The organism is Dactylosporangium thailandense (assembly GCF_059739745.1).
In genome coordinates this window covers 12,337,072-12,360,914 of record NZ_AP029195.1, presented here as the reverse complement: position 1 = coordinate 12,360,914, position 23,843 = coordinate 12,337,072, and the positions used below count along the sequence as shown (strand labels likewise).

The 23,843-nt window shown below is 72.9% G+C and carries 25 protein-coding genes; 11 read left to right on the top strand and 14 right to left on the bottom strand.

All coding sequences use genetic code 11. The annotated features are described in order from the left end of the window. Positions 1–175: 175 nt before the first annotated feature. Positions 176–958, top strand: coding sequence for a protein kinase family protein (locus AC6JBM_RS55800; RefSeq protein WP_497981508.1), 783 nt, complete (start codon positions 176–178; stop codon positions 956–958). A 38-nt stretch (positions 959–996) separates the two neighbouring features. Then, complete coding sequence (locus AC6JBM_RS55795; protein WP_350621272.1) at positions 997–1,380, top strand: YccF domain-containing protein; 384 nt, start codon at positions 997–999, stop codon at positions 1,378–1,380. A gap of 29 nt (positions 1,381–1,409) precedes the next feature. Here the strand turns inward: AC6JBM_RS55795 and AC6JBM_RS55790 are convergent, their stop codons facing one another. The 7 genes from AC6JBM_RS55790 to AC6JBM_RS55760 all read right to left on the bottom strand — a co-directional run bounded on the left by AC6JBM_RS55790 (position 1,410) and on the right by AC6JBM_RS55760 (position 8,610). Next, the gene (locus AC6JBM_RS55790; protein WP_497981507.1) at positions 1,410–1,742 is read right to left on the bottom strand and encodes a chaperone modulator CbpM; all 333 of its coding nucleotides are present in this window, start codon (positions 1,740–1,742) and stop codon (positions 1,410–1,412) included. Next, positions 1,739–2,557: a DnaJ C-terminal domain-containing protein gene (locus AC6JBM_RS55785; RefSeq protein ID WP_497981506.1), complete on the bottom strand. Its 819-nt coding sequence runs from the start codon at positions 2,555–2,557 to the stop codon at positions 1,739–1,741. The genes AC6JBM_RS55790 and AC6JBM_RS55785 overlap by 4 nt, the downstream gene beginning before the upstream one ends. Further along, entirely contained in the window at positions 2,547–3,032 is a 486-nt protein-coding gene (locus tag AC6JBM_RS55780; protein WP_497981505.1) for a nucleotide exchange factor GrpE, read from the bottom strand. The genes AC6JBM_RS55785 and AC6JBM_RS55780 overlap by 11 nt, the downstream gene beginning before the upstream one ends. A 9-nt stretch (positions 3,033–3,041) precedes the next feature. After that, the gene (gene dnaK / locus AC6JBM_RS55775; protein WP_497981504.1) at positions 3,042–4,865 is read right to left on the bottom strand and encodes a molecular chaperone DnaK; all 1,824 of its coding nucleotides are present in this window, start codon (positions 4,863–4,865) and stop codon (positions 3,042–3,044) included. 93 nt (positions 4,866–4,958) lie between these two features. Beyond that, positions 4,959–6,212, bottom strand: a complete 1,254-nt coding sequence (locus AC6JBM_RS55770; protein ID WP_497981503.1) for a glycoside hydrolase family 3 N-terminal domain-containing protein — start codon at positions 6,210–6,212, stop codon at positions 4,959–4,961. 23 nt (positions 6,213–6,235) lie between these two features. After that, positions 6,236–7,900 carry a sulfatase-like hydrolase/transferase gene (locus tag AC6JBM_RS55765; protein WP_497981502.1) on the bottom strand — a complete coding sequence of 555 codons (1,665 nt, stop codon included), beginning with the start codon at positions 7,898–7,900 and terminating at the stop codon, positions 6,236–6,238. Continuing rightward, entirely contained in the window at positions 7,900–8,610 is a 711-nt protein-coding gene (locus tag AC6JBM_RS55760) for a CDP-alcohol phosphatidyltransferase family protein (RefSeq protein WP_497981501.1), read from the bottom strand. The genes AC6JBM_RS55765 and AC6JBM_RS55760 overlap by 1 nt, the downstream gene beginning before the upstream one ends. A gap of 104 nt (positions 8,611–8,714) precedes the next feature. On the opposite strand from AC6JBM_RS55760, the gene AC6JBM_RS55755 reads away from it, so the two are divergent. The 8 genes from AC6JBM_RS55755 (at position 8,715) to AC6JBM_RS55720 (ending at position 15,247) form a co-directional block, all read left to right on the top strand. Beyond that, entirely contained in the window at positions 8,715–9,680 is a 966-nt protein-coding gene (locus tag AC6JBM_RS55755) for a zinc-dependent alcohol dehydrogenase (RefSeq protein WP_497981500.1), read from the top strand. 15 nt (positions 9,681–9,695) lie between these two features. After that, the gene (locus AC6JBM_RS55750) at positions 9,696–10,094 is read left to right on the top strand and encodes a 6-pyruvoyl trahydropterin synthase family protein (RefSeq protein ID WP_497981499.1); all 399 of its coding nucleotides are present in this window, start codon (positions 9,696–9,698) and stop codon (positions 10,092–10,094) included. After that, positions 10,094–11,095 (top strand): glycosyltransferase family 4 protein, encoded by a 1,002-nt coding sequence (locus AC6JBM_RS55745; RefSeq protein WP_497986754.1) that lies wholly within the window; start codon positions 10,094–10,096, stop codon positions 11,093–11,095. Before AC6JBM_RS55750 ends, AC6JBM_RS55745 begins: the two co-directional genes overlap by 1 nt. Positions 11,096–11,150: 55 nt before the next feature. Then, entirely contained in the window at positions 11,151–12,101 is a 951-nt protein-coding gene (locus AC6JBM_RS55740) for a lysylphosphatidylglycerol synthase transmembrane domain-containing protein (RefSeq protein WP_497981498.1), read from the top strand. A 9-nt stretch (positions 12,102–12,110) separates the two neighbouring features. After that, a complete protein-coding gene (locus AC6JBM_RS55735; RefSeq protein ID WP_497981497.1) occupies positions 12,111–12,743 on the top strand; it encodes a GTP cyclohydrolase II in 633 nt (210 codons plus the stop codon). A gap of 31 nt (positions 12,744–12,774) precedes the next feature. Beyond that, entirely contained in the window at positions 12,775–13,470 is a 696-nt protein-coding gene (locus AC6JBM_RS55730) for a RibD family protein (RefSeq protein WP_497981496.1), read from the top strand. After that, entirely contained in the window at positions 13,470–14,873 is a 1,404-nt protein-coding gene (locus AC6JBM_RS55725) for a ferredoxin reductase family protein (protein WP_497981495.1), read from the top strand. The genes AC6JBM_RS55730 and AC6JBM_RS55725 overlap by 1 nt, the downstream gene beginning before the upstream one ends. A 104-nt stretch (positions 14,874–14,977) precedes the next feature. Then, positions 14,978–15,247, top strand: coding sequence for a hypothetical protein (locus AC6JBM_RS55720; protein WP_497981494.1), 270 nt, complete (start codon positions 14,978–14,980; stop codon positions 15,245–15,247). 195 nt (positions 15,248–15,442) lie between these two features. On the opposite strand, the gene der is transcribed toward AC6JBM_RS55720, so the two are convergent. The 3 genes from der to AC6JBM_RS55705 all read right to left on the bottom strand — a co-directional run bounded on the left by der (position 15,443) and on the right by AC6JBM_RS55705 (position 18,911). Next, entirely contained in the window at positions 15,443–16,768 is a 1,326-nt protein-coding gene (gene der, locus AC6JBM_RS55715) for a ribosome biogenesis GTPase Der (protein WP_497986753.1), read from the bottom strand. Positions 16,769–17,087: 319 nt separating this feature from the next. Then, complete coding sequence (gene cmk, locus AC6JBM_RS55710; RefSeq protein WP_497981493.1) at positions 17,088–17,759, bottom strand: (d)CMP kinase; 672 nt, start codon at positions 17,757–17,759, stop codon at positions 17,088–17,090. Between the two features lie 312 nt (positions 17,760–18,071). Further along, a complete protein-coding gene (locus AC6JBM_RS55705) occupies positions 18,072–18,911 on the bottom strand; it encodes a MarR family winged helix-turn-helix transcriptional regulator (RefSeq protein ID WP_497986752.1) in 840 nt (279 codons plus the stop codon). A gap of 110 nt (positions 18,912–19,021) precedes the next feature. Between AC6JBM_RS55705 and AC6JBM_RS55700 the strand changes: the two genes are divergently transcribed. Beyond that, a complete protein-coding gene (locus AC6JBM_RS55700) occupies positions 19,022–19,585 on the top strand; it encodes an NADPH-dependent FMN reductase (RefSeq protein ID WP_497981492.1) in 564 nt (187 codons plus the stop codon). Between the two features lie 279 nt (positions 19,586–19,864). Here the strand turns inward: AC6JBM_RS55700 and AC6JBM_RS55695 are convergent, their stop codons facing one another. The 4 genes from AC6JBM_RS55695 to AC6JBM_RS55680 form a co-directional block, all read right to left on the bottom strand. Next, the gene (locus tag AC6JBM_RS55695; protein ID WP_497981491.1) at positions 19,865–20,860 is read right to left on the bottom strand and encodes a helix-turn-helix transcriptional regulator; all 996 of its coding nucleotides are present in this window, start codon (positions 20,858–20,860) and stop codon (positions 19,865–19,867) included. Between the two features lie 70 nt (positions 20,861–20,930). Next, the gene (locus AC6JBM_RS55690) at positions 20,931–21,764 is read right to left on the bottom strand and encodes a pseudouridine synthase (protein WP_497981490.1); all 834 of its coding nucleotides are present in this window, start codon (positions 21,762–21,764) and stop codon (positions 20,931–20,933) included. Further along, positions 21,751–22,743 carry an SMC-Scp complex subunit ScpB gene (scpB, locus tag AC6JBM_RS55685; protein WP_497981489.1) on the bottom strand — a complete coding sequence of 331 codons (993 nt, stop codon included), beginning with the start codon at positions 22,741–22,743 and terminating at the stop codon, positions 21,751–21,753. The genes AC6JBM_RS55690 and scpB overlap by 14 nt, the downstream gene beginning before the upstream one ends. Continuing rightward, positions 22,740–23,762, bottom strand: coding sequence for a segregation and condensation protein A (locus AC6JBM_RS55680; RefSeq protein WP_497986751.1), 1,023 nt, complete (start codon positions 23,760–23,762; stop codon positions 22,740–22,742). The genes scpB and AC6JBM_RS55680 overlap by 4 nt, the downstream gene beginning before the upstream one ends. Positions 23,763–23,843: the final 81 nt, after the last annotated feature.

The window sequence follows — 23,843 nt, the reverse complement described above, 5'->3', positions numbered from 1 at the left end:
GAAATTCACATTCCGCGCCGTCATGATCACCTTGCGTTGACCTTTCCGTACGGCAACAAAGGATCCTTAGTCGAGTCGGAAATCCGATCGGAAAACTGCCACGAAGGCCGCACCGGCGGCCGGCGGCGCGGAAAATCGCGCGGGGGTTCGGCGGCCCGCGAGTAGCGTCCGGCCGATGACGGAACCTGAAAAGCCCGAGCATCTCGAAGGCGGCCGGACGACCGGTGCGCAACGCCTCGGGGACACGATCCGAAAACCGGCCCGGCCGTGGACCCCGGCCGTCCAGGCGGTGCTCGCCCACCTGGAGGCGGCCGGGTTCGAGGGCGCGCCCCGGCCCCGCGGCCTCGACGACCAGGGCCGCGAGGTGCTGACGTACCTGCCCGGGGAGACCATCGGCAACGTCACGCCGTGGGCCCCGTGGGTGTTCGACGAGACGACGCTCGACCTCGTGGGCGCCTGGCTGCGCGGGCTCCACGACGCCACCGAGGGCTGGGTCCCGCCCGCCGGCGCCGTGTGGATGTCGGGCGCCTCCTGGCGGCCGGGTCTCGTCATCGGCCACCAGGACGCCGGGCCCTACAACGCGGTCTGGAACGAGGGCCGGATCGCCTTCGTCGACTGGGAGGTCACGGGGCCGTCGAGCCGCGAGTTCGACCTCGCGTTCGCGGCGTTGTGGTGGGTGCCGCTGCACGCCGAGCACATCGCCCGGGCCGTCGGCTTCACCGCGTTCGAGGATCGTGCGCGGCGGCTGCACCGGCTGCTCGACGCGTACGGCTACGAGGGCGACCGCCGGGCGTTCGGCGTCACGGTGGCCGCCCGAGTGCGGCGCAACGCCGAGGTGCTGCGCCGGCTGGCGGCGACCGGCGACCCGGTGTTCGTCCGGAACCTGCCGATGACCGAGGACCTGGAGACGGCCGCCCGGCAGGTGGAGGCGTTGCCCGAGTCCTTCTGGACCGCCTGACTTTGTGCGCGGTGGCGACGGTACGTCATGATCGAGGAGTGATTCGCTTTGTCCTCAACGTCCTGTGGGTCATCTTCGGCGGCGGGTTCGTGCTGTTCCTCGGCTACGCGCTGGCCGCGCTCATCTGCCTCGTGCTCGTGGTGACGATCCCGTTCGCGATCGCGTCGTGGCGGCTGGCGGTGTACTCCCTGTGGCCGTTCGGCCGGACGGTGCAGGCCAAGCCCGGCGGCTCCGGCGTGGTGACCGGCCTCGCCAACGTGCTGTGGGTGGTGCTCGCCGGCTGGTGGCTCGCGCTGACCCACATCTCGGCCGGCATCACCCTGTGCGTCACCATCATCGGCATCCCGTTCGGCATCGCGCACTTCAAGCTCGTGCCGGCCGCGTTCTGGCCCCTGGGCCGCGAGGTCGTCGACCTCGACTAGGCCTCGACCAGGCCTCGACCGGGCCTCGACTAGGCCGGCTCAGACCCGCGGCCGGGCCGGTCCAGGTGCGCGTGGCGCAGCTGCGCCTCGAGCTCTTCGATGCGGGCGAGCAGGTCCAGCACGACACCCAGCGCGGCGTAGTTCAGCGGCAGCTCGGCGTGCAGGCGGCGGATGCGGGCGAGGCGGGCCAGCTGGGCGTCCGGAAACTCGGGCGCCCCGCCGGCCCCCGGCACCGGATCCAGCAGGCCCAGGGCCACGAACCGGGCCACCAGGCGCGGATGCACGCCGGCCGCGGCCGCGAACGCCTCCAGCGAGCGGACGCGAGCGGTCTGTCTCGTCGTGTGCACGATGGCCAGGGTCATGAGGCGCTCCGCGGGTCGTAGGCCGATGCGCGCGCCAGCTCCTCGAACAGCCGGCGCTCCTGGGGTGTCGGGTCGGGCGGGACCATCACGCGCACCTCGGCGTAGAGGTCACCGGGGCGCGCGCCCGGCAGGCCCTGGCCCCGCAGGCGCAGGCGGCGGCCGGACGAGGAACCCCGCGGCACGTCGAGGAGCACCTCGCCCGCCGGCGTGCGCAGCGGGACCTTCGCGCCGAGGGCCGCCTCCCACGGGGCGACGGGGAGCCGGACGGTGAGGTCACGACCGTCCACTGTGTACCGTGGGTCCGGCGCGAAGCGCACCACGAGGTGCAGGTCGCCGCGGGGCCCGCCGCCGAGGCCGCCCGCGCCCTGCCCGGCGAGCCGCAGGCGCTGCCCGTCGGCGACGCCGCGCGGGATCGTGACCCCGAGCCGGGTGCCGTCGGGCAGCGTGACGGTGCGGTGGCCGCCGCGGTACGAGTCCTCGAGCGTGATCGTGATCGTCGCCTCGGCGTCGGCTCCCCGCACCGCCCCGAAGCCGAACAGGTCCTCGAAGTCCGCGAAGTCCTGAAACCCGCCGCCGGGGCCGCCGCGGAAACCGCCGCCGCTCGGGACCGAGGCCCGGGCGTCGTACTCGCGGCGCAGCGACGGGTCCGAGAGCGCCCGGTACGCCTCGGTGATCTCCTTGAAGTGATCCTCCGCGCCCGGCTCCTTGTTCACGTCGGGGTGGCTGCGGCGGGCCAGGGTGCGGTACGCCCGCTGGATCTCCTCGCCCGTCGCGGTCTTCGGCACCCCGAGCACCGCGTAGAAGTCACGCGCCATCGTCGGGCCGTTCCGCTCCCGGGTCCTCGCCCGGGTCCGTCCCGGGGTCGCTCCCCGAGACGGCGACGGCCACGGCCGCGGGGCGCAGCAGGCCGTCCGGGCCGCCGTAGCCGGGGCGGATCACCCGCACCACGATGCCGGCGCCGCCCGGGCCGCCCGCGACCGCCTCGGTCACCTCGTGCCGGGCCGGGTCGAAGACCTCGCCGGGCGCGCCGAGCGGCTCGAAGCCCAGGCGGCCCAGCACCGCCCGGCCCTCGTCGCGCACCCGCTCGACGCCGGCGACGATCGTGGCCGGGTCGGCGCCGGCGTGCTCGAGCGCCAGGTCGAGGTCGTCGAGCAGCGGCAGCCACGCGGCCGTGCACCGGGCCCGCTCGGCCGCGGTGCGCTCGGCGACCAGCCGATCGCACCGCTTCCGCGCGTTGTCGGCATCGGCCGCGGCCCGCCGCCACCGCTCCTGCCAGTCGACGTCATCCATCACGACCACTCACGAGAACTCGGCGTCGACGACGTCTTCTTCCGCGGTGGCCGAGGAGGTCGCGGGGCCGCCGCTGTGCGCGTACACCATCTGGCGCAGGTCCTCGGTCACCCGCGGCACGTCGTCGTCGCCGGCGGATCGGGCCTCCTCCAGCAGCAGCTGTGCCCGCTCGCGCTCGTGCGAGGGGACCTCGCGCTCGGTCAGCAGGCGGCGCACCTGGTAGCCGGCCCCGTCGAGCTCGTTGCGCGCCTCCACCGAGCGGCGCGTGCGCTCGTCCTCGCCGCGGAAGCGCTCGGCCTCTTGCACCATGCGCTCCACCTCGGCCTGGTCCAGGGTGCCGCTCTCGGTGATGGTGATCTGCTGCTCGCCGCCGGTGTCGCGGTCCCGCGCCGAGACCTGCAGGATGCCGTTGGCGTCGATGTCGTACGTCACCTCGATCTGCGGCCCTCCGCGCGGCGCCGGGCGGATGTGCTCGAGCCGCAGCCGGCCCAGCACCCGGTTGTCGCAGGCCCGCTCCCGCTCGCCCTGCAGCACCACGACCTCGACCGCGGGCTGGTTGTCCTCGGCGGTCGTGAACGTCTCGGTGCGCCGGGTCGGGATGGTCGTGTTGCGCTCGATCACGCGGGTCATGAGACCGCCGAGGGTCTCCACGCCGAGCGAGAGCGGGGTCACGTCGAGCAGGACGACATCACGCACGTCGCCCTTGAGCACCCCGGACTGGATCGCGGCGCCGAGCGCGACGACCTCGTCCGGGTTGACGCTCATGTTCGGGTCCTTGCCGCCGGTGAGCCGCCGGACCAGGGCCTGCACGGCCGGCATGCGGGTCGCGCCGCCGACGAGGATCACCTCGTCGAGGTCGCCCTCCCCCACCCTGGCGTCGCTCATCGCCTGGCGCACCGGGGCGAGGGTGCGCTCCAGCAGGTCGTGGGTGAGCTCCTCGAACACGGCCCGGGTGACGGTCGTCGTGAGGTGCTTCGGGCCGTTCGCGTCGGCGGTGATGAACGGCAGGTTCACGGTGGTCTGGGGCACCGTCGACAGCTCGATCTTGGCCCGCTCGGCGGCCTCGATGAGCCGCTGCAGGGCCTGCGGGTCGCGGCGCAGGTCGATGCCCTCGTCGCGGCGGAACTCCTCGGCGAGGTGGTCGACGAGCCGGTGGTCGAAGTTGTCGCCGCCGAGGTGGGTGTCGCCGGCCGTCGCGCGCACCTCGACCACGCCCTCGCCGACGTCGAGGATGCTCACGTCGAAGGTGCCGCCGCCGAGGTCGAAGACCAGGACGGTCTCGTGGCCCTGCCTGTCCAGGCCGTAGGCGAGCGCCGCCGCGGTCGGCTCGTTGATGATGCGCAGGACCTCGAGCCCGGCGATGCGGCCCGCGTCCTTGGTGGCCTGGCGCTGCGCGTCGTTGAAGTAGGCGGGCACCGTGATCACGGCCTCGGTGACCTTCTCGCCGAGGTACTTCGCGGCGTCGTCGGCGAGCTTGCGCAGGACCTGGGCGGAGACCTCCTCCGGTGAGATCCGCCGTCCGCGCACGTCGAACCGGACCGCTCCCTCGGGGCCGGGCACGACCGTGTAGGTGACGGTCGCGGCCTCCTCGGGGATCTCGTCGAAGCGCCGCCCGATGAACCGTTTCGCGGAGGTGATGGTGCCTTCGGGGTTGAGCGCCGCCTGGCGCCGCGCCAGATGCCCGACGAGCCGCTCGCCGCCCGGCGTGTACGCGACCACCGATGGCGTGGTCCGGCTGCCCTCGGCGTTGGGGATCACGGTCGGCGTCCCGCCCTCGAACGCGGCGATCACCGAGTTGGTCGTCCCGAGGTCGATGCCTACTGCCCTGGCCATGGGAATCGGTCCTTCCGACGCGAGTGACGTCTTCGGGATCCAGGGTCGCCGCGGGTCCGCGGCCGGAGCGTCCTGCGAACCGGATGACCCGGGCTAGCCGCAGGTCACGAGCCCGGCCCGGACCTTGCTGCGCACCACGCGGGTCGCGGACTGGGTCACGCGCTGGGCGAACGCCGGGTCGGCCTTCGCCGCGGCGACGAGCGCATCCGTCATCGGCCCGGCGTCGGAGAGCCGCACGCTCAGCGGCATGTCCCCGCCGGCCTGCACGAACTTCACGGCCCGCTGCCCCACCGGGACCGAGGACACCGCGACCGCCGCGCCGAGGTCGTCCGACATCACGAGCCCGTCGAAGCCGAGCTTCCCCCGCAGCAGGTCGGTCACGATCGGCGCCGAGAACGCGGCGACGTTCTTCGCGTCGAGCTTCGGGTACGTCGCCGAGGAGATCATCACCGCGGCCGACCCGGCCTTGATGCCGCTCGCGAACGGCTCCAGCGACGCGTCGTCCGCGGTCGTCAGGTCGTCGCGCGCGCCCGTCGTGGTGTCGGTGTTCACGCGCACGCGGCCCAGGCCGGGAAAGTGCTTGAGCGTGGTCTGCACGCCCGCGCCCTGGATCGCGGTCACCACCGTGGCCACGTCCTCGGCGACGGGCCCGGGCGTCGAGCCGTACTGCCGCTCGAACCCCCCGATCGGCGGGTTGCTCTTGCCCACGTCCGCGGGCACCACGTCGGCGACCGGCGCGAGGTCGATGGTGATCCCGATGCCCTTGAGCCGCCCGGCCCACTCGGCGGTGCGGCTGTTCAGCGTCGAGGCGTCGAGGCGGCCCTGGCTGACCGCGGTCGGGATGGCCGGGAAGTCGTCGCCCTTGAGCGTCTGGACCTGGCCGCCCTCCTGGTCGATGCCGACCTGCAGCGCGAGCCCGCCGCCGGCCCGGGCCGCGTCCTGGAGCTGGGTGATCTGCTGGCGCAGCGTGGCCGCCGAGGCCGAGGAGCGCCCGGCGAGGAAGATACCGCCCAGTTTGTACTTCTGCAGCGTCTGTGTCGCCCCGAGCGGCGAGCTCAGCGGCGTGCCGATCATGAGCAACTGGGCCGCCTGCAGCTCGAGCGGCAGCTTGGCGACCACCGACTCGGCGCACCCCGCGGCGGCGGACGACGCCGGCGCCGCGGCGCTCGCGCGCGCCGACCCGCCCTCGGAGGCCACCGCCCCGGGCGACGGGGAGTCGTCGCCCCCGGACACGGCGTAGGCGACTCCGGCCCCGACCAGCACGACCACCGCCACCGCGATGACCGCCCACACCGGGAACGGCCCGATCCGCCCCGGCTCGGCGTTGCGGCGCGTTCCTTTCGGCATCCGTCGAGGATACGCAGGCGCCGCTAGCGGTAGGCGGTCAGGAACTTGTCGCGGAACTGGTCCATTCGCCACACTGGCGCGCCGTCGGCGGGCCGCAGCCCGTCCTGCCAGCCCCAGCCCGAGATCTTCGCGAGCACGGCGGGGTCGCGGGCGACGATCGTGATCGGCACGTCGTGGCTCGCGGTGTCCCCGACGATGACCGGCGACGGCTGGTGGTCGCCGAGGAAGACGACCACGAGGTTGTCGTCGCCGTAGGTCTCCACGTAGGAGATCAGCGAGCTCAGCGAGTACACGATCGAGTTGCGGTAGGCCGTGCGGATCTTCTCCGAGGTGCGGATCACGGAGTCCGGCGGGTCGCCCTCGGTGCTCATCGAGCGGTAGACGCTGCCGTCGCCGACCTCGTCCCAGCCGACCAGCTGCGGAATCGGCGTCCAGGGCGCGTGGCTGGAGACGAGCGGGATCTCCGTGAAGGTCGGCTGGTGGCCCGGCGCGCGCTCCAGGCGCTGGTAGGCCGCCAGCGTGAACTGGTCGGGCACGGGCACGTAGCTGAACTTCGGGCCCTTGTAGCCCATGTTCCGCGAGTCGTAGAGGTCGTGGTACTGGAAGAACTTGCCCTCGGGCCAGTCGCGGTCGTTGGCCGGCATGATCCCGCCGACGTGCCAGCCGCCCCGGCGGAACGCGGCGTTGAGCGTGAACCGGTCGCCGGCCAGCAGCGACGAGCTGCGCTGGTTGTTGTCGACCCACAGGCCCGACAGCAGCGTCTCGTGCGCCATCCAGCTGCCGCCGCCGGTGATCGGGGAGGTCAGGAACGCCGAGCGGGCCTGGAAGCCCTTCGCCGCCAGCCGCTTCGTGCCGTCGTCGAGCACCGCGTTGACCTGGGGCGCGTACTGCGGATTCTGCACCGCGTCGCGCCCGTAGCTCTCCACGAACGTGAGCAGCACGTCCTTGCCGCGCAACGCGGTGAGCAGCTGCGAGCCCGGCACGTCGCGGAACGCGTCGATCTGGGACTGCCGGCCGAACTTCTCGCCGTCGTCGAGGTCGCGCCGCACGAGCGAGACCTGGGTCCCGAGCGCGCCGACGGCGCCGTCGGAGGCGACCGGCACCCCGCTCGCGGCCTGCACGTCGAAGACCGCGAACACCGCCCAGGCCGCGGCCAGGATCGCGGTGCCGCGGGTGGTGGCCACCTGGTGCCGCACGGCCAGGCGGGCGAGCCGGCGCAGCGTGAGCGTCATCACCACGGGCACGCTGAGCACGACCAGGCCGAGGATGACCGTGATCACGATCGCGGCCGGTTCCCCGAGCGAGGACTTGACCAGGCCGTACGCCGGGTCCAGCAGCACCCAGTCGAGCACCGGGTCGAACGGGCGCGCGAGCGCGGTGTAGAAGCCGAGGTTGAACAGCCGGACGATGAACAGCGCGCCGAGCAGGATCCCGGCCGCCCAGAGCACCACGGTCCGGGCCCGGCCGCGCACGGCGAGGAACAGCGCGACAAGCAGCAGACCCTCGATCGGGATCCGCAGGAAGGCCCCGAAGGTGTACTGCGTGAGCCGATCCGGCGTGACCAGCGTGAACAGCACCACCGCCGCCCCGAGCAGCGTGCCCGCCCACACCAGGACCGTGCGCGGCCAGGACCGCCCCGGGGGCGACGGCGGCGCGGGGGCCTCGACGTCGGGTGCCAGCACGGACATCAGGATGACACCGCGATCCGCAGCGACTGCCGGCGCCAGCGCCACAGCACCTCGGAGCCGAACGACTCGACGAGGAACAGCAGCGAGATGGCCACGACGGTGGTCGTGACCGCGAGCGGCAGGAGCCCGGACGCGGCGACGGCGAGGGTCACGCCCTGCATCGCGGCGACCACCTTGCGCCAGTACCGGGGCGGAACCGGCCCGCGCAGCCAGGGCACGAGCCACGTGGCGACCCCGATCACGTAGCGCATCGCCCCGATCGCGAGCACCCACGGCCCGACGGACTCGGCCACGAACGCGCTGAGCACGAGGATCAGCCAGGCGTCGGTCTCCATGTCGAAGCGCGCGCCGAGCGGGGTGACCCCGCCGGTGCGCCGGGCGACGTTGCCGTCCACGGCGTCCAGGGCGAGGGCGACCGCGGTGAGCACGCACAGCACCGGGACCGACACAGGCCGCGAGAAGGAGTCGGCGGTGAGTGCGGCCACACCCCCGGCGAGCCCGGCCCGGGTCAGCGTCACCCAGTTCGCGGCGCCGAAGGCCTCGGCCCCGGAGCGCTGCAGGCCCGCCTCGAGCGCGATCGAGACGACCAGACCGCCGGCGAGACCGACCGCCCAGCCCGCCGTCCCCAGCCCGACCGTCTCCGAGAGGACGCCGAGCACGGCAACATGGAAGATCAGTCCAATGACCGGACCGGTTCGAACCTTCGGCATCGTCGCTCCGTGTACGAGGCTGTGCTTGCTGACCATGGACCCGACAGTGCATACGCGCATTCGGGCGTGACGGTTCGATCTGCACGATTCCAGGGAGTTTTCGCATGCCAGTGGCGTACGCGTTCTGGACCACCGAGTCGGGGGGCGAGATCCGCCCGGTCGAGGTGCCCGCGCCGGGCGAGGACGAGGTGCTGGTCCGGACGTTGTACTCGGGCGTGAGCCGCGGCACCGAGACCCTCGTGTTCGCCGGCCGGGTGCCGGCCGACCAGCACGAGGCGATGCGCGCGCCGTTCCAGGAGGGCGGTTTTCCGTTCCCGGTGAAGTACGGCTATCTGAGCGTCGGCGTGGTCGAGGCGGGCCCGGCGGACCTGCGCGGCCGGACGGTGTTCTGCCTGTACCCGCACCAGACCGAGTACGTGGTGCCGCGCGCGTCGGTGGTGCCGCTGCCCGAGGGGGTGCCGCCGCGCCGGGCCGTGCTCGCCGGCACCGTGGAGACGGCCGTGAACGCGCTGTGGGACGCGGCCCCGCTGATCGGCGACCGGGTGAGCGTGGTCGGCGCGGGGATGGTCGGCTGCAGCGTCGCCGCGCTGCTGGCCCGCCTGCCCGGGGCCGAGGTCGAGCTGGTCGACACCGACCCGTCCCGCCGGGCCGTCGCGGACGCGCTCGGGGTCGCGTTCGCCGGCCCGGACGAGGCGTCCGGGGGCCGCGACCTCGTGATCCACGCGAGCGCGTCGCAGCGGGGGCTGCAGACGGCACTCGGGCTGCTGGCCGCCGAGGGGACGGTGGTGGAGCTGAGCTGGTACGGCGACCGCCCGGTCACCCTCGCGCTGGGCGGGGCGTTCCACTCGGGCCGGCTCACGATCCGCAGCAGCCAGGTCGGCACCGTCTCGCCGGCCCGGGCCGCCACCCGCACCTACGCCGACCGGATGGCCCTGGCGCTGCGCCTGCTGCGGGACCCCGCCTTCGACGCCCTCATCACCGGCGAGTCCCCGTTCGCCGAGCTGCCGGCGGTGCTGCCCCGGCTCGCCGACGGGACGCTGCCGGCCCTCGGCCACGTGATCACCTACTGAACAGGAGCATGCCGCGTGTACAGCCTCACCGTCCGTGACCACATGATGATCGCCCACAGCTTCCGCGGCGAGGTCTTCGGGCCCGCCCAGCGCCTGCACGGCGCGACCTACGTCGTGGACGTGACCTTCTTCCGCCGCCGGCTCGACGCCGACAACCTGGTGGTGGACATCGGGCTGGCGTCGCAGCAGCTCAAGGACGTCCTGGCCGCGTTCAACTACCGCAACCTCGACGACGAGCCTGACTTCAGCGGCGTCAACACGTCGACCGAGATGCTCGCCGCGGTGGTCGCCGACCGGCTGGCCGAGCGGGTCGCCGCGGGGGCGCTGGGGGCGGGCGGGGCCGGACTGGAGCGGCTGTCCGTGACCCTGCGCGAGTCCCACGTGGCCTGGGCCACGTACGAGCGCGATCTGTGATCTTCTTCGTCCTGCCCAACGACATCGACGACCCCGGCTCGCCGAGCGGCGGCAACCGGTACGACCGCGAAATCTGCGACCGGTTGACCGTCCTCGAACGGCCGGCGTTCGGTGCGTGGCCGGAGCCGAGCGCCGGGGAGCTCGCGGCGCTCGGCACCCTGCTCGCCGGGATTCCGGACGGCTCCGCGGTGCTGATCGACGGCCTGATCGCCTCGTGCGCGCCCGCGGTGCTGGAGGCGCACACGGCCCGGCTGCGGCTGGTCGTGCTGGTGCACATGCCCTTCGACGCGCTTCGAGCCTCCGAGGCCCGGGCGCTGCGCGCGGCGAGCGGGGTCATCGCGACCAGCGGCTGGACCCGTCGCCGTGTGATCGAGTTGTACGGTCTGAGCCCCGAAACCGTGCATGTGGCGACCCCGGGCGTCGATCCCGCACCACTCGCGGAGGGTTCGGGCGGCGCCGGGTCGCTGCTCTGCGTCGCCGTGGTCGGCGCCCACAAGGGCCACGACGTGCTGGTCGAGGCCCTCGCGCGGGTCGCCGACCGGGCCTGGACGTGCGTCTGCGCCGGCTCGCTCGAGCACCACCCGGGCTTCGTCGCCACGCTGCGCGAGCGCATCGACGCGCTCGGGCTCGGCTCCCGCATCGAGCTGGCCGGCCCGCGCGCCGCCGGCGGCCTGTACACGGCCGCGGACCTGCTGGTGCATCCGTCGCTGGGCGAGACCTACGGGATGGTCGCCGCCGAGGCCCTCGCCCGCGGGGTCCCCGTCCTGGCCACGACCGCGCAGGGGCTGCCGGACGCGATCGGCGCCGCCGCGCCGCCCGGCTGGCTGGTGCCGCCCGGCGATCCCGGCGCCCTGGCCGGCGCCCTGCGGAACTGGTTCGACGACGCGGCGCTGCGCGAGCGCCTCCGAACCGCCGCGCTCGCCCGCCGGGCCACGCTCACCGGGTGGGACGACACCGCCCGAGCGATCGAGGCGGTTTTCCGACACGCGGCGGTGGACTGAACCCGATCGGTCCGGGCGGCGTATGACAAGAGAGATCGTCCGGAAGGGAGCCCCCATGGCCAACGCCGCCGCCGTCGTGCCCACCACGGGTCGCCGGGCGATCAACTGGGGTCTCGTGCGGACCGTCGCCGGCCTCGCCGTGCTCGCGGTGCTCGTCTGGCGGGTCGGCAGCGGCCCCTTCCTCGCCGGGCTGCGCATGATCGACGCGTGGGCGATCGTCGCCGCGGTCGGCGTCGGGGCGGCCACGATCGTCGCGTGCGCCTGGCGCTGGCGGCTCGTCGCCCGCGGGCTGGGCCTGCGGCTGCCCCTGCACACCGCGGTCGCGGAGCTGTACCGGGCCGTGCTCATCAACTCCACGCTGCCGGGCGGGGTGCTCGGCGACGTCGACCGGGCCGTCGGCCACGGGCGCGAGGACGGCGACGTCGGCCGCGGCATCCGCGCCGTCGTGTGGGAGCGCACCGCCGGCCAGGTCGTCCAGCTCACCCTCGCCGTCGGGCTGCTCTGGGCGCTGCCCTCGCCGGTGCGCCCGCTGATGCCCCGGATCGCCGCCGTCGCGGCCGGGCTCGCGCTGGTCGTGGCCGTGCTCGCGCTCGTCGCCGGGCGGCGCGGGCCGCAGTGGTGGCGCCGGGCCGTGCGCACCGCCCGGACCGACGTCCGCGAGGTGCTGCTCGCCCGGCGGATCTGGCCCGGGGTCGTCTTCTTCTCCGCCGTCGCGGTCGCCGGTCATCTGGTCACCTTCATCGTCGCCGCGCGCACGGCCGGCCTGACCGCGCCGGCCGGGCAGCTGCTGCCGCTGACGCTGCTGGCGCTGCTGGCGATGGGGGTGCCCGCGAACATCGGCGGATTCGGGCCGCGGGAGGGCGTCGCCGCCTGGGCGTTCGCCGCCGCGGGCCTGACCGCCGCGCAAGGCGTCGCTACGGCGACCGTCTATGGGGTACTGGTGCTGGTGTCGAGCCTTCCCGGCGTCGTGGTCCTGCTGTTCCGCCGACGCACCGTGGCCAGCTGAAGGAGAGGGATGTTCGAAACACTGCCTGGGGCAACCATGCGCACGCAGGTGACCGTGCCGCTGCGGCTCCTCGACGGGTATTCCACCACCGCCCGCCTGTTCACGTTCCACGGCCTGGTCGACGGCCGCGAGCACGTCGCCTTCGGCCTCGGCGACTGGGCCGGCGCCGTGCGCCGCAGCGGCGACGGGGGCGCCGCGCCGCTGGTCCGCCTGCACAGCGAGTGCCTGACCGGGGACATCTTCGGCAGTGAGCGCTGCGACTGCGGGCCGCAGCTGCGTGAGGCGATCGAGCGGATCGCCGAGTCCGGGGGCTTTCTGCTGTACCTGCGGCAGGAGGGGCGGGGCATCGGGCTGTACTCGAAGCTCGACGCCTACGCGCTGCAGGACACCGGCCTGGACACCTTCGAGGCCAACATCGCGCTCGGCCACGCCGAGGACGAGCGGGACTACTCCGCGGCCGCCCAGATGCTCGACGCCCTCGGCGTGGACCGCATCCGGCTGCTGACCAACAACCCCGACAAGGCCGACCAGCTCGGCGGGCTCGGGATCACGGTGGCCGACTCGGTGCCGACCGGGGTGTTCCTCAGCCCGGCCAACGCGGGATACCTCGCGGCAAAGGCGAGCCGTGCCGCCGCTCGGTGAGGCGACGCTCGCGCCTTGGGACAATGCGGCTGTGCAGACTTCGCGGGCGCGACCCTACGTGCTGCTGAGCTGCGCGATGTCGCTGGACGGGTATCTCGACGACGCGACCGACGAGCGGCTGGTGCTCTCCAACAGCGAGGATCTCGACCGGGTCGACGCGATGCGGGCCGGCTGCGACGCGATCCTGGTCGGGGCCAACACCATCCGCCGCGACAACCCGCGGCTGCTCGTGCGCGCGGCCGAGCGCCGGGAGCGGCGGGCCGGCGACGGGCTGCCGCCCCCGGCGAAGGTCGCGATCCTCGGCCACGGCGACGTCGACCCCGGCTCGCGGTTCTTCACCGAGGGCGACACCGAGAAGATCGTGTACTGCGCGACGACGACCGCCCGCCACAACCGGGCCCGGTTCGGCGGGCGGGCCGAGGTCGTCGACGGCGGCGAGCCCGTCGGCGCCGCCTTCGTGCTCGAGGACCTCGCCGCCCGCGGGGTGGGACGGCTGCTGGTCGAGGGCGGCAGCACGATCAACACGATGTTCCTCACCGCCGGGCTCGTCGACGAGCTGCAGCTCGTGATCGCGCCGTTCTTCGTCGGCGACGGGCGGGCCCCGCGGTTCGTCGGCGACGGCCGCTTCCCGTGGCACCCGGGCCACCGCGCCACGGTGGTGGACGTGCGGCAGATGGACGACGTGGTACTCCTGCGCTACGCCCTTTCCGACCGATTCGAGGCCTGATGAGCACCCCCACGAGCAGTGTGCAAGCGCCGATCCGGATGCACGACCCCAGGGCCGCCGTCTCGGAGCGGGTGCAGCGGCACCGGCGGCCGCGAGGCGGGACGGGGCCCCAGCGGGCGACGTTCGCGCTGGTCGCCGCCGCGCTCGCCAACGCGGCCGCGGTCGAGGCGCTGTTCTTCACCGCGACCGACGCGCCGAGCGCCATGCTCGCCGCCGGGCGCTTCCTCGGCCTGCACGCCGCGGTGCTGCTCGCGCTGCAGCTCGTGCTCGTGGCGCGGGTGCCGTGGCTGGACCGGCGGCTCGGGCTCGGCCAGCTCACCGCCTGGCACCGCTGGGTCGGCATCGGGCTCGCCTGGACGATCGTGGTGCACGCGACGCTCGCTTCGTGGGCGTACGCCCGCATCAACCACTGGCCGTTCGGCACCCTCGCGGACAAGTGGCTCGGCTCGCTCGGGACCCTCGCCGGCGTCATCTCGGGCACCCTGCTGTTCGTCGTCGTGCTCGCCTCCACCCGGGCGGTGCGGCGGCGGTTGCCGTACGAGCTGTGGCACCTCGTCCACCTGGGCACCTATGCGGTCATCGGGTTCGCGATCGTGCACCAGACCATCGAGAACCCGATCTCCCAGCCGGCCACCTGGGCCAAGGTCTACTGGTGGGTCCTGTGGACGGTCGCGATCGGGCTGTTCGTGCTCGGCCGGATGGCGCTGCCGCTGTGGCGCAACCTCCGCCACGGCCTGCGCGTGTCCGCCGTCGTGGCCGAGTCCGACGACGTGACCTCGGTGTACGTCACCGGGCGGGGCCTGGACCGGATGCCGGCCGAGGCCGGGCAGTTCATGCTGTGGCGCTTCTTCACCCCGGGCCGCTGGTGGCAGGTCAACCCGTTCTCCCTGTCGCAGGCGCCGGACGGCCGGACCCTGCGGCTCACCGCCAAGGCCGTCGGGCACGGCACGGCGGGCCTGCGCAAGCTCCGCGTCGGCACCCGCGTCTTCGTCGAGGGCCCCTACGGCGCGTTCACCGCCAAGCACCGCACGAAGTCCTCGACGCTGCTGATCGCGGGCGGGGTCGGCATCACCCCGATCCGGTCGCTGATGGAGGTGCTCGAGGGCCCGATCGTGCTCATGTACCGCGTCCGCTCCGAGGCCGACGCCACGCTGCTGAGCGAGCTGCGCGACCTCGCGCACACCAAGCGTGCGACGCTGATGCTCGTCGTCGGCCGCACCAAGGACACGAACCCGCCGCCGCTGAGCCCGGAGCACCTGACCACGCTGGTGCCCGACATCCGCCAGCGCGACGTGTACGTCTGCGGGCCGACCGCCATGACGGACACGGTCCTCGCGTCGCTGCGCAAGCTGGGCGTGCCCAAGACCCAGATGCACGCGGAGATCTTCGCCCTGGCCGACTGATTTTCGGGGTCAACCGGGTGCGGTCCGGTGCCCGGTGCTCACGGATGCCCCGGGCACGCCGAAGTCAGCCCTGGAACCGGCCGGACTTCGACAGGGAGCGCACCTTGGGACTCACCGTCTTCGTGGTACTCGTGGTGCTCGCCGCCGGCGCCGAGGCGCTGCTCCCCCGGCGCAACCGCCCCGCGCCCGAGATCGCCGAGCCGGAGGACCTCTCGTTCGTGCTGCGCTCCGGGCTGGCGCCGATCCGCGGCTACGCGGAGATCCTCGGCGACCGCGTGAGCGGCGACGACGACCGGCGGATGATCCGGGCCATCGAGCACCACGCCGACCGGCTCACGGTGCTGGCCGACCGCCTCCACACCGAGCGCGCCTGACGCTCCTGCTTGTTCTTCTTCCGCCGCGTTACTTCTTGTTCTTCGCCCGCCGCGTTACTACTTGTTCTTCTTCCGCGGCTACTTCTTGTTCCTCTTCGCGGCTACTTCTTGTTCTTCTTCCGCGGCTACTTCTTGTTCCTCTTCGCGGCTACTTCTTGTTCTTCTTCCGCGGCTACTTCTTGTTCCTCTTCGCGGCTACTTCTTGTTCTTCTTTCGCGGCTTCACCGTGATGTGGATCGGCGTGCCGGTGAAGTCGAACTCCTCGCGCAGCTTGCGCTCGACGAAGCGGACGTAGCCCGGGTCCAGGACGCCCGTCGTGAACAGCACGAACTTGGGCGGGGACACACCGGCCTGGGTCGCGAACAGCACGCGCGGGGCGCGGCCGCCGCGCACGGGGTGCGGGGTCGCCTGGACGAGCGCGGTCAGCCACTGGTTGAGCTGGCCCGTCGGCACCCGGCGCTCCCAGTTGGCCAGCGCGGTGCGCAGGGCCGGCGCCAGCTTGTCCACCGCGCGGCCGGTCAGCGCCGAGACGTTCACGCGCACGGCCCACGGGACGCGACGCAGCTCGCGGTCGATCTCCTTGCCGAGCTGGTAGCGCCGGTCCTCGTCGACCAGGTCCCACTTGTTGAACGCGATCACGAGCGCCCGGCCGGCCTCGATCACCATCGTGATGATCCGCTGGTCCTGCTCCGAGATGACCTCGCTCGCGTCCAGCAGCACGATCGCGACCTCGGCGGCCTCGATGGCCGCGTTGGTGCGCAGGGACGCGTAGTACTCGGTCCCGCTCGCGTGCGAGACGCGCTTGCGCAGGCCGGCGGTGTCGACGAGGTGCCAGGTCTCGCCGCCGAAGTCCACGAGGCTGTCCACCGGGTCGACGGTGGTGCCCGCGACCGAGTCGACGACCGCGCGCTCCTCCTTGGCCAGCTTGTTGAGCAGGCTCGACTTGCCCACGTTGGGGCGCCCGACGAGCGCGATGCGGCGCGGGCCGGCCTCGCGCGGCTCGACCGGGCGGGCCGCGGGCAGGTGCTCGAGGATCTTGTCGAGCAGGTCGCCGGAGCCGCGGCCGTGCAGGGCCGAGACCGGGAACGGCTCGCCCAGCCCGAGGCCCCACAGGCTGGCGGTCTCGCTCTCGATCCGATCGTTGTCGACCTTGTTCGCGACGAGGATCACCTTGCTCGCGCTGCGGCGCAGCATGCGCACCGCGGCCTCGTCGTCGGCGGTCGGCGGGATCGTGGCGTCGACGACGAAGAGGACCACGTCGGCGGTCTGCGCGGCGATCTCGGCCTGGGTCGCGATGGCCTTGGCCCGCTCGCGGGCGTCGGGCAGCCAGCCGCCCGTGTCGACGATCGTGAAGTTCCGGCCGGACCACTCGGCGTCGTAGGCGACCCGGTCGCGGGTCACCCCGGCGACGTCCTCCACGACCGCCTGCCGGCGCCCGAGGACCCGGTTGACCAGCGTGGACTTGCCGACGTTGGGACGGCCTACGACGGCGACGATGGGCAGGCTGAGCTCGATGTCCATGTCGTCGCTCTCGTCGAGAATCTCGCGGGAGACGTCCGCGGGCATTGCGTTCACGCCGTCACCTTCCAGCGCATCCCGGCCCGGTCCTTGTTGCACACCCCGGCTCGGTCGTTTTTGCGGATCCCGGCCCGGTCCTCGTTACGCAACCCGGCTCGGTCGTTGTTGCGAATCCCGGCCCGATCCTCGTCACGCAACCCGGCCCGGTTCAATTCGCGGATCCCGGCTCGGTCCGAGCGTTCGTTTGCGGGTCGTGGTCCGCCGGGCGGGCAGCCGGGAACCCGGCGTATCCCGGCCCGGGAGACGTCCGCGGGGGCTGCGTTCACGCCGTCACCTTGTCGAGCATGCGCCGCAGCCGCTCGACCACCTCGTCGATGCCGAGCGCGGTGGTGTCGAGCACCACGGCGTCGTCGGCCTGGCGCAGCGGGTCGGCGGCGCGGGTGGAGTCGAGCCGGTCGCGCCGCGCGAGGTCGGCCGCGGTGGCGGCCCGGTCGGTCGCGTTCTCGCTGCTGCGGCGGCGGGCGCGCTCCTCGGCGTCGGCGGTGAGGTAGACCTTGAGGTCGGCATCGGGCGCCACGACGGTGCCGATGTCACGTCCCTCGACGACGATCCGCCCGGACTCGGTGATGATCGCGCGCTGCTGGGCGACGAGCCGGGCACGCACGGCCGGGACCGCCGAGACGGCCGACACCGCCCGGGTGACCTCCGGCCCGCGAATCTCCCGGTCGACACCGACGCCGTCGACGCTCACGTGCGGGCTCACCGGATCGGTGCCGACGACCAGCTCGACGCCGTCGGCGACCGCGGCGATCTTGTCGGCGTCGCCCAGGTCGACGTTGTCGCGCAGCACCGCGTAGGTGACCGCGCGATACATGGCGCCGGTGTCCAGGTAGCGCGCGTTGAGCGCCTGGGCGACTCGGCGGGAGATGGTGGACTTGCCGGAGCCGGACGGCCCGTCGACGGCAATCACCAGTTGCCGGCCCTCGTCGTGCACGCCCGTCTCCTCTGACTCGATGAAGCCCTTCAAAACAGTACTTGACCCGCCGATGACGCCCGCCCACGGGAGGCCGCCGTCACATCCGGTTTCCCCGGGATGGCACAGCGCACCGACGCGCTCGTTCGCTCGCTCAACTTCGCTCGCTCAACAAGTAGCCGACTCGCCGCCTTGTCAACGAGCAGCCGGCTCGCCCACCTGGCCATCGAGTGGCTGGCTCGCCCACCTAGCCGATGAACAGCCGGCTCGCCCGCCTCCTCAACAGCAGCCGACCGGCCCGCCTCGCCAACGAGCAGCCGCCCGCCCGCCTCCTCAACGAGTGGCCGGCTCGCCCGCCTCGTCGCAGACCGCGGGAGCCTCGTCACACGGCGGAACTTCCTCGCCGGCCGCATCACAGGGCCGGACTTCCTCACCGGCCGCACCAAGGAGCCGGACTTCCTCACCAGCCGCACCAAGGAGCCGGACTTCCTCACCGGCCACATCAAGGAGCCGGACATTCTCACCAGCCACATCAAGCTCACCAGCCACATCAAGGAGCCGGACCTCCTCGCCGGCCGCATCACAGGGCGGAACCTCCTCGCCGACCGCGTCGCAGGACCCGGCTCCGCCCCCGCGCGGCGAACATTCCGACATTTCGGAAATGTCGGAGTCGTCTGGGCAAACAGGGCGCTGCGTACACGGCTCGCCCATCGTGCGGTCGGCCACGGGCAGGCGCGACAGCACCGAGTCGGCGATGCCCAGCAGCGCGTCCACCTGCTCGGGGCCCAGCGCGTCGAAAAACCAGTGCCGCACGTGCGCCACGTGCCGGGGCGCCGCCGCGGCCACCGCCTCCCAGCCGGCCTCGGTCAGCACCACGAACGCCCCGCGCGGGTCGTCGGCGCACGGCTCCCGGGCCACCAGCCCCCGGGCCGTCATCCGGGTGATCTGGTGCGTGAGCCGCGTCTTCTCCCAGTCGGCCGCGACTCGCAGCTGGAACACGCGCAGCCGCCCGCCCGGCGCCTCCGACAGGCGCGCCAGCACCGCGTACTCCGCGATCGTGAGCCCCGTCTCCCGCAGCAACTGCCGGGCCGTGCGGCGCTGGACCTCGGCGTTGAGGGCGAGGTACGCGCGCCACGCCCGCTGCTCCCGCTCGTTCAGCCACCCCGGATCCATCACACCGGAAGTCTACGGGTGTGGGTGACACGTCACCGTTGTTGTGAGCTATCGTCTCGGTGACACGTCACCCTTCCCCGGTGGCGCCGCGCAGAAAGAGGAACCACGCTGTGACCAAGGTCGGAATCATCCTCGGCAGCACGCGTCCGGGCCGTAACGGCGAGGCCGTGGCCAAGTGGGTCTACGACATCGCGAGCCGCCGCACGGACGCGGAGTTCGAGCTGGTCGACCTGCTCGACTACAACCTGCCCCACCTGGACGAGGCCGCGCCGCCGTCGTTCGGGCAGTACGCCAACGAGCACACCAAGCAGTGGTCGGCCAAGATCGCCGAGTTCGACGCCTACATCTTCGTCACGCCCGAGTACAACCACTCGACCAGCGGCGCGCTGAAGAACGCGATCGACTACCTCTACGCCGAGTGGAACAACAAGGCGGCCGGCTTCGTGAGCTACGGCTCCGCGGGCGGCACCCGCGCGGTCGAGCACCTGCGGCTGATCGCGGGCGAGCTGCAGATCGCCGACGTACGCGCCCAGGTCGCGCTCTCGCTCTTCACCGACTTCGAGAACTTCTCGGTCTTCAAGCCGGGCCCGCAGCACGAGTCCACGCTCACCACGGTCCTCGACCAGACGATCGCCTGGGGCAACGCCCTGAAGACGGTCCGCAAGGCCGCCTAAGTCGCATATACGAAATGTCGGATATGTCGCGGCGCGCCAGCGCCCGACATATCCGGTTCGACCGTTCGGTGCGGAAAAGCTCGCTGCGGGAAGCTCGCTGCGGGAAAAGTCGACGCCACAAGCACCCGCGTGACAAGTAAGCCGGCGTGACGAGAGCCAGCGCTCCAGAGCTGGTGCGGCGACAGGTCGGCGCGACAAGAGCCGAAATGGCGAGAGGTCGGCGCGGCAAGAGCCGACGTGGTGAGAGGTCGGCGCGGCCTGAGCTGGTGCAGCCCGAAGCTAGTGCGGCATCCTGCCGGTGCGGCCCGAGCCGCGGGCGAACCGCTCGGCCAGGGCCGCCCCGGCCTCGACCAGCTCCGGCGGGCCGACCAGCTCGAAGTCCGCGTCGAACATGCCGAACCACGCGGCCAGCCCCGTCCACGACCACGAGCCCGCCGTCACCCGGCACCGGTCCGGGCCCGCGTCCTCGACCAGCGCCTGCCCGCGAATCCAGTCGTTCGCCGCCGCGGCCGGGGCGTGCAGGATCGCCGTTCCCTTGCAGGGGGACAGGTCCTGGCGCTCGAAGCGCTCCGCCACGAAGTCGGCCACGTCCGCGGCCGGCAGCGGGCGCGGCTGGAAGCGGGGGCCGTTGGGGGTGCGCGGGGACATGCGGTCGACGCGGTACATGCGCCAGTCCGCCCGTTCGAGATCCCAGCCGATCAGGTACCACCGCCCGCCCCAGGTCACCAGGTGGTGCGGCTCGGCTCGGCGCGGCGGGCGCTGGCCGGCCGGGCCCTCCCGCATCTCGCGGCGGCCCTCGTAGTCGAAGCGCAGCACCTCGCGGGCGCGGACCGCCGCGCCGATCGCGAGCAGGTGCTCGGCGTCGATGTCGCCCTCGCGCCAGGTGCTCTTCGCCACGCGCGTCACCTGCAGGGCGTCGATGCGGTGGCGCAGGCGCGCGGGCATCACCTGGCGCACCGTGGCCAGGGCCCGCAGCGCCGCCTCCTCGACGCCCTGCACCGACATCGTGGCCGTCTGCAGCGCGACCGCCACGGCCACGGCCTGGTCGTCGTCGAACAGCAGCGGCGGCAGCTCGGAGCCGGCGTCGAGCCGGTAGCCGCCGTCCGGCCCGCGCGTCGCCTGCACCGGGTAGCCCAGCTCGCGCAGCCGGTCCACGTCCCGGCGGACCGTGCGCGGGCTGACCTCGAGCCGGTCGGCGAGCGTCTGGCCGGGCCAGTCGCGGCGGGCCTGCAGCAGGGACAGCAGGGCCAGCAGTCGCGCCGAGGTTTCGAGCATGGGCTCAGTATCGCCCGCGTACAGGACAGGGCCTGTCCGCATCCCGGTCCGATGCGGACAGGCGGAGGCGCTACTCCCCGACGGCCTTGAAGAGCGCCCCGATCTCGGCCTGCGACAGGTGCCGCGTGCGCGCCGGCCGCAGGTCGCCGAGGCGGATCGGGCCGATCTGGGTGCGGATGAGCCGCTGCACCGGGAAGCCGACGGCGTCGAACATGCGCCGGACGATGTGGTTGCGGCCCTCGTGCAGGACCACCTCGACGAGGGCCACCTTGCCGTAGGCGTCCACGACCCGGAACGAGTCGACCTTCACCGGACCGTCCTCGAGGGCGACGCCGGACTTGAGCTCGCGGCCCATCGCGCGCGGGACGGGGCCGGGGATCTCCACCTGGTAGGTCTTGGCCACCTCGTAGGACGGGTGCATGAGCTTGTGCGCGAGCCCGCCGTCGTTGGTGAGCAGGATCAGGCCCTCGCTGTCCTGGTCGAGGCGGCCCACGTGGAACACCCGCGACTCGATGTTGGGCACGAGGTCCGAGATCGCGTTGCGGCCCTTCTCGTCGTCCATCGTGGAGACGACGCCGCGCGGCTTGTTCAGCGCGATGTACACCAGCCGGGTGTCGGTCACCAGGCGCTGCCCGTCGACGTGGATGGCGTCGCGGCTGGGGTCGGCCTTGTCGCCGAGGCTCGCCTCACGGCCGTTGACCGTGACCCGGCCCTCGTCGATCATGCGCTCGCAGGCGCGGCGCGACCCGAGGCCGCCGGCGGCCAGGATCTTCTGCAGCCGCTCCTCGCGCCGCGGCACCTCGGCGTCGGGCGGGGCGTCGAAGGCCGAGCCCTCGAACTCGGGTCCGGCGAACCCGGGCGCGGGCACGGAGTCGGAGTCAACTGACGGGTCAACGCTGGGCATCGGCGATCTCATCTATGTCGTCGGGCAGGAACGGGGCGAGCGGGGGCAGCTGCTCGACGCTGTCCAGGCCGAGTTTCTCCAGGAACAGCGTGGTCGTCTTGTAGAGGAACGCGCCGCTCTCGGGCTCGCTGCCGATCTCCTCGATCAGGCCCCGCGTTACCAGCGTACGGACCACGCCGTCACAGTTCACACCCCGGATGGCGGAAATGCGCGACCTGGTCACCGGCTGCTTGTACGCGATCACGGCGAGTGTCTCCAGCGCGGCCTGTGTCAGCCGGATCTGCTGCCCGTCGAGCACGAACTTCTCGACGTAGGCCGCATACTCGGGCCGGGTGTAGAGCCGCCAGCCCCCGGCCACACGCCGAAGATCAAAACCGAAACCCAGCCGGGTGTACTCCGCTGAGGCCGCCTCAAGCGCCCCCACCACCCGTTCGACGGGCTGGTCGAGCACCTGGGCGAGCGTGACCTCACTGGTCGGCTCGTCGACGACGAGCAGAATGGCCTCGACGGCGCCCCGCAGCTCGGCGTCGCCCATCTCGGGCTTGACGGGTTCCGCGGCCGCTTCCGGGGCCGGCGCCTCAAGCCCAGGCAGCGTGTCGGCAACCGCCTCGCCCTCGGGCTCGGCGACGACCGGCTCGACTTCCGCTACGGACTCAAGCTCCGGCTCCAGCTCCGGCTGAACCTCGGGCTCGGGCTCAGCGACAACCGCCCGAACTTCCGCCTCGGGCTCGGGCTCAGCGGCGACCGGCTCAATCTCAGCTTCAGGCTCAATCTCGCCCTCAGCTTCAGGCGAAGGCTCAGACGAAGGCGAAAGCTCAGACGCCGAGGGCGAGTCCTCCCCCGCGGGCTCGTCGGACTGCCACTGGAGCTCGGGAAACGACTGAGCGGCCGCCGGCTCCGGCTTCGGACGCGCCCACGGCGGCACCCAGCTCGCGGCCTGATCGGCCAGCGACCCGGCGGGCTTGTCGTCCTCGTTCACTCGTCCACCTCGTTGTCCACGTCCGCCGCGGCCGAGGCGTGCTCCGCCCCCGGCGACTCCGAAGCCGAACCGGCAGAGTCCGCCGCGGCCGAGGCGAGCTGCGCCCCCGGCGACTCCGAAGCTGCCACCGAACCGGCGCCATCGTCCAGGGATCCTGCGGCGTCGCCCGGTTCCGGCTCCTTGGCGGCGGGCGCCGGCGACCCCTCGTACTCCTCGACCTGGATCTCCACGTTCGCGTCCTCGGCCGCGGTCCAGCGCACGATCAGCTCGCCGAGGGCCTGGACCTGCTCGAAGCCGACGAGGTTCTCGCGGTACAGCTCCAGCAGCGCCAGGAACCGGGCCACCACCTCGAGGGTCGTCTCGCAGTCGGCGCAGAGCTCGGCGAACGTCGCCACCCGGCGCTCGAACAGCCGGTCGCGCAGCAGGTTGGCGTGCTCCCGGACGCTGACGCGCACCTGGTGGATGTGCGCGACCGAGACCACCGGCGGCACCTTGGGCGTGAACGCCCGGACGGCGAGCTTGAGCAGCCGCTTCGGGCCGATGCCGAGGACCAGGTCGGGCAGGGCCTCCGCGTACTGCGGCTCGAGGGAGACCGCGCGCGGGTACCGCCGCGACCCGACGGCCTCGAGCCCCTGGATGTGCGCGGCCGCCTCCTTGAACGCCTTGTACTGCAGCAGCCGCGCGAACAGCAGGTCCCGCGCCTCGAGCAGCGCGAGGTCCTCCTCGTTCTCGACCGTGGCCGACGGCAGCAGCCGGGCCGCCTTCAGGTCGAGCAGCGTGGCCGCGATCACGAGGAACTCGGAGGTCTCGTCGAGGTCCCAGTCGTCGCCCATGGCTCGGATGTAGGAGATGAAGTCGTCGGTGACCGTGTGCAGCGCGACCTCGGTGACGTCGAGCTTGTGCTTGCCGATGAGCTGCAGCAGCAGGTCGAACGGCCCCTCGAAGTTGGACAGCTTCACCTGGAAGCCGGAGGGGGCCGGCGTCGCCGGCTGCGCGTCCGGCACGTCCGGCGCCGGCAGGTCGGGAGCGGGCGCGTCGGGAGCCGGCACGTCGGCGAGCACCGGCGCCTCGGCGTCCACCACCGCGGGCGCCGACGACTC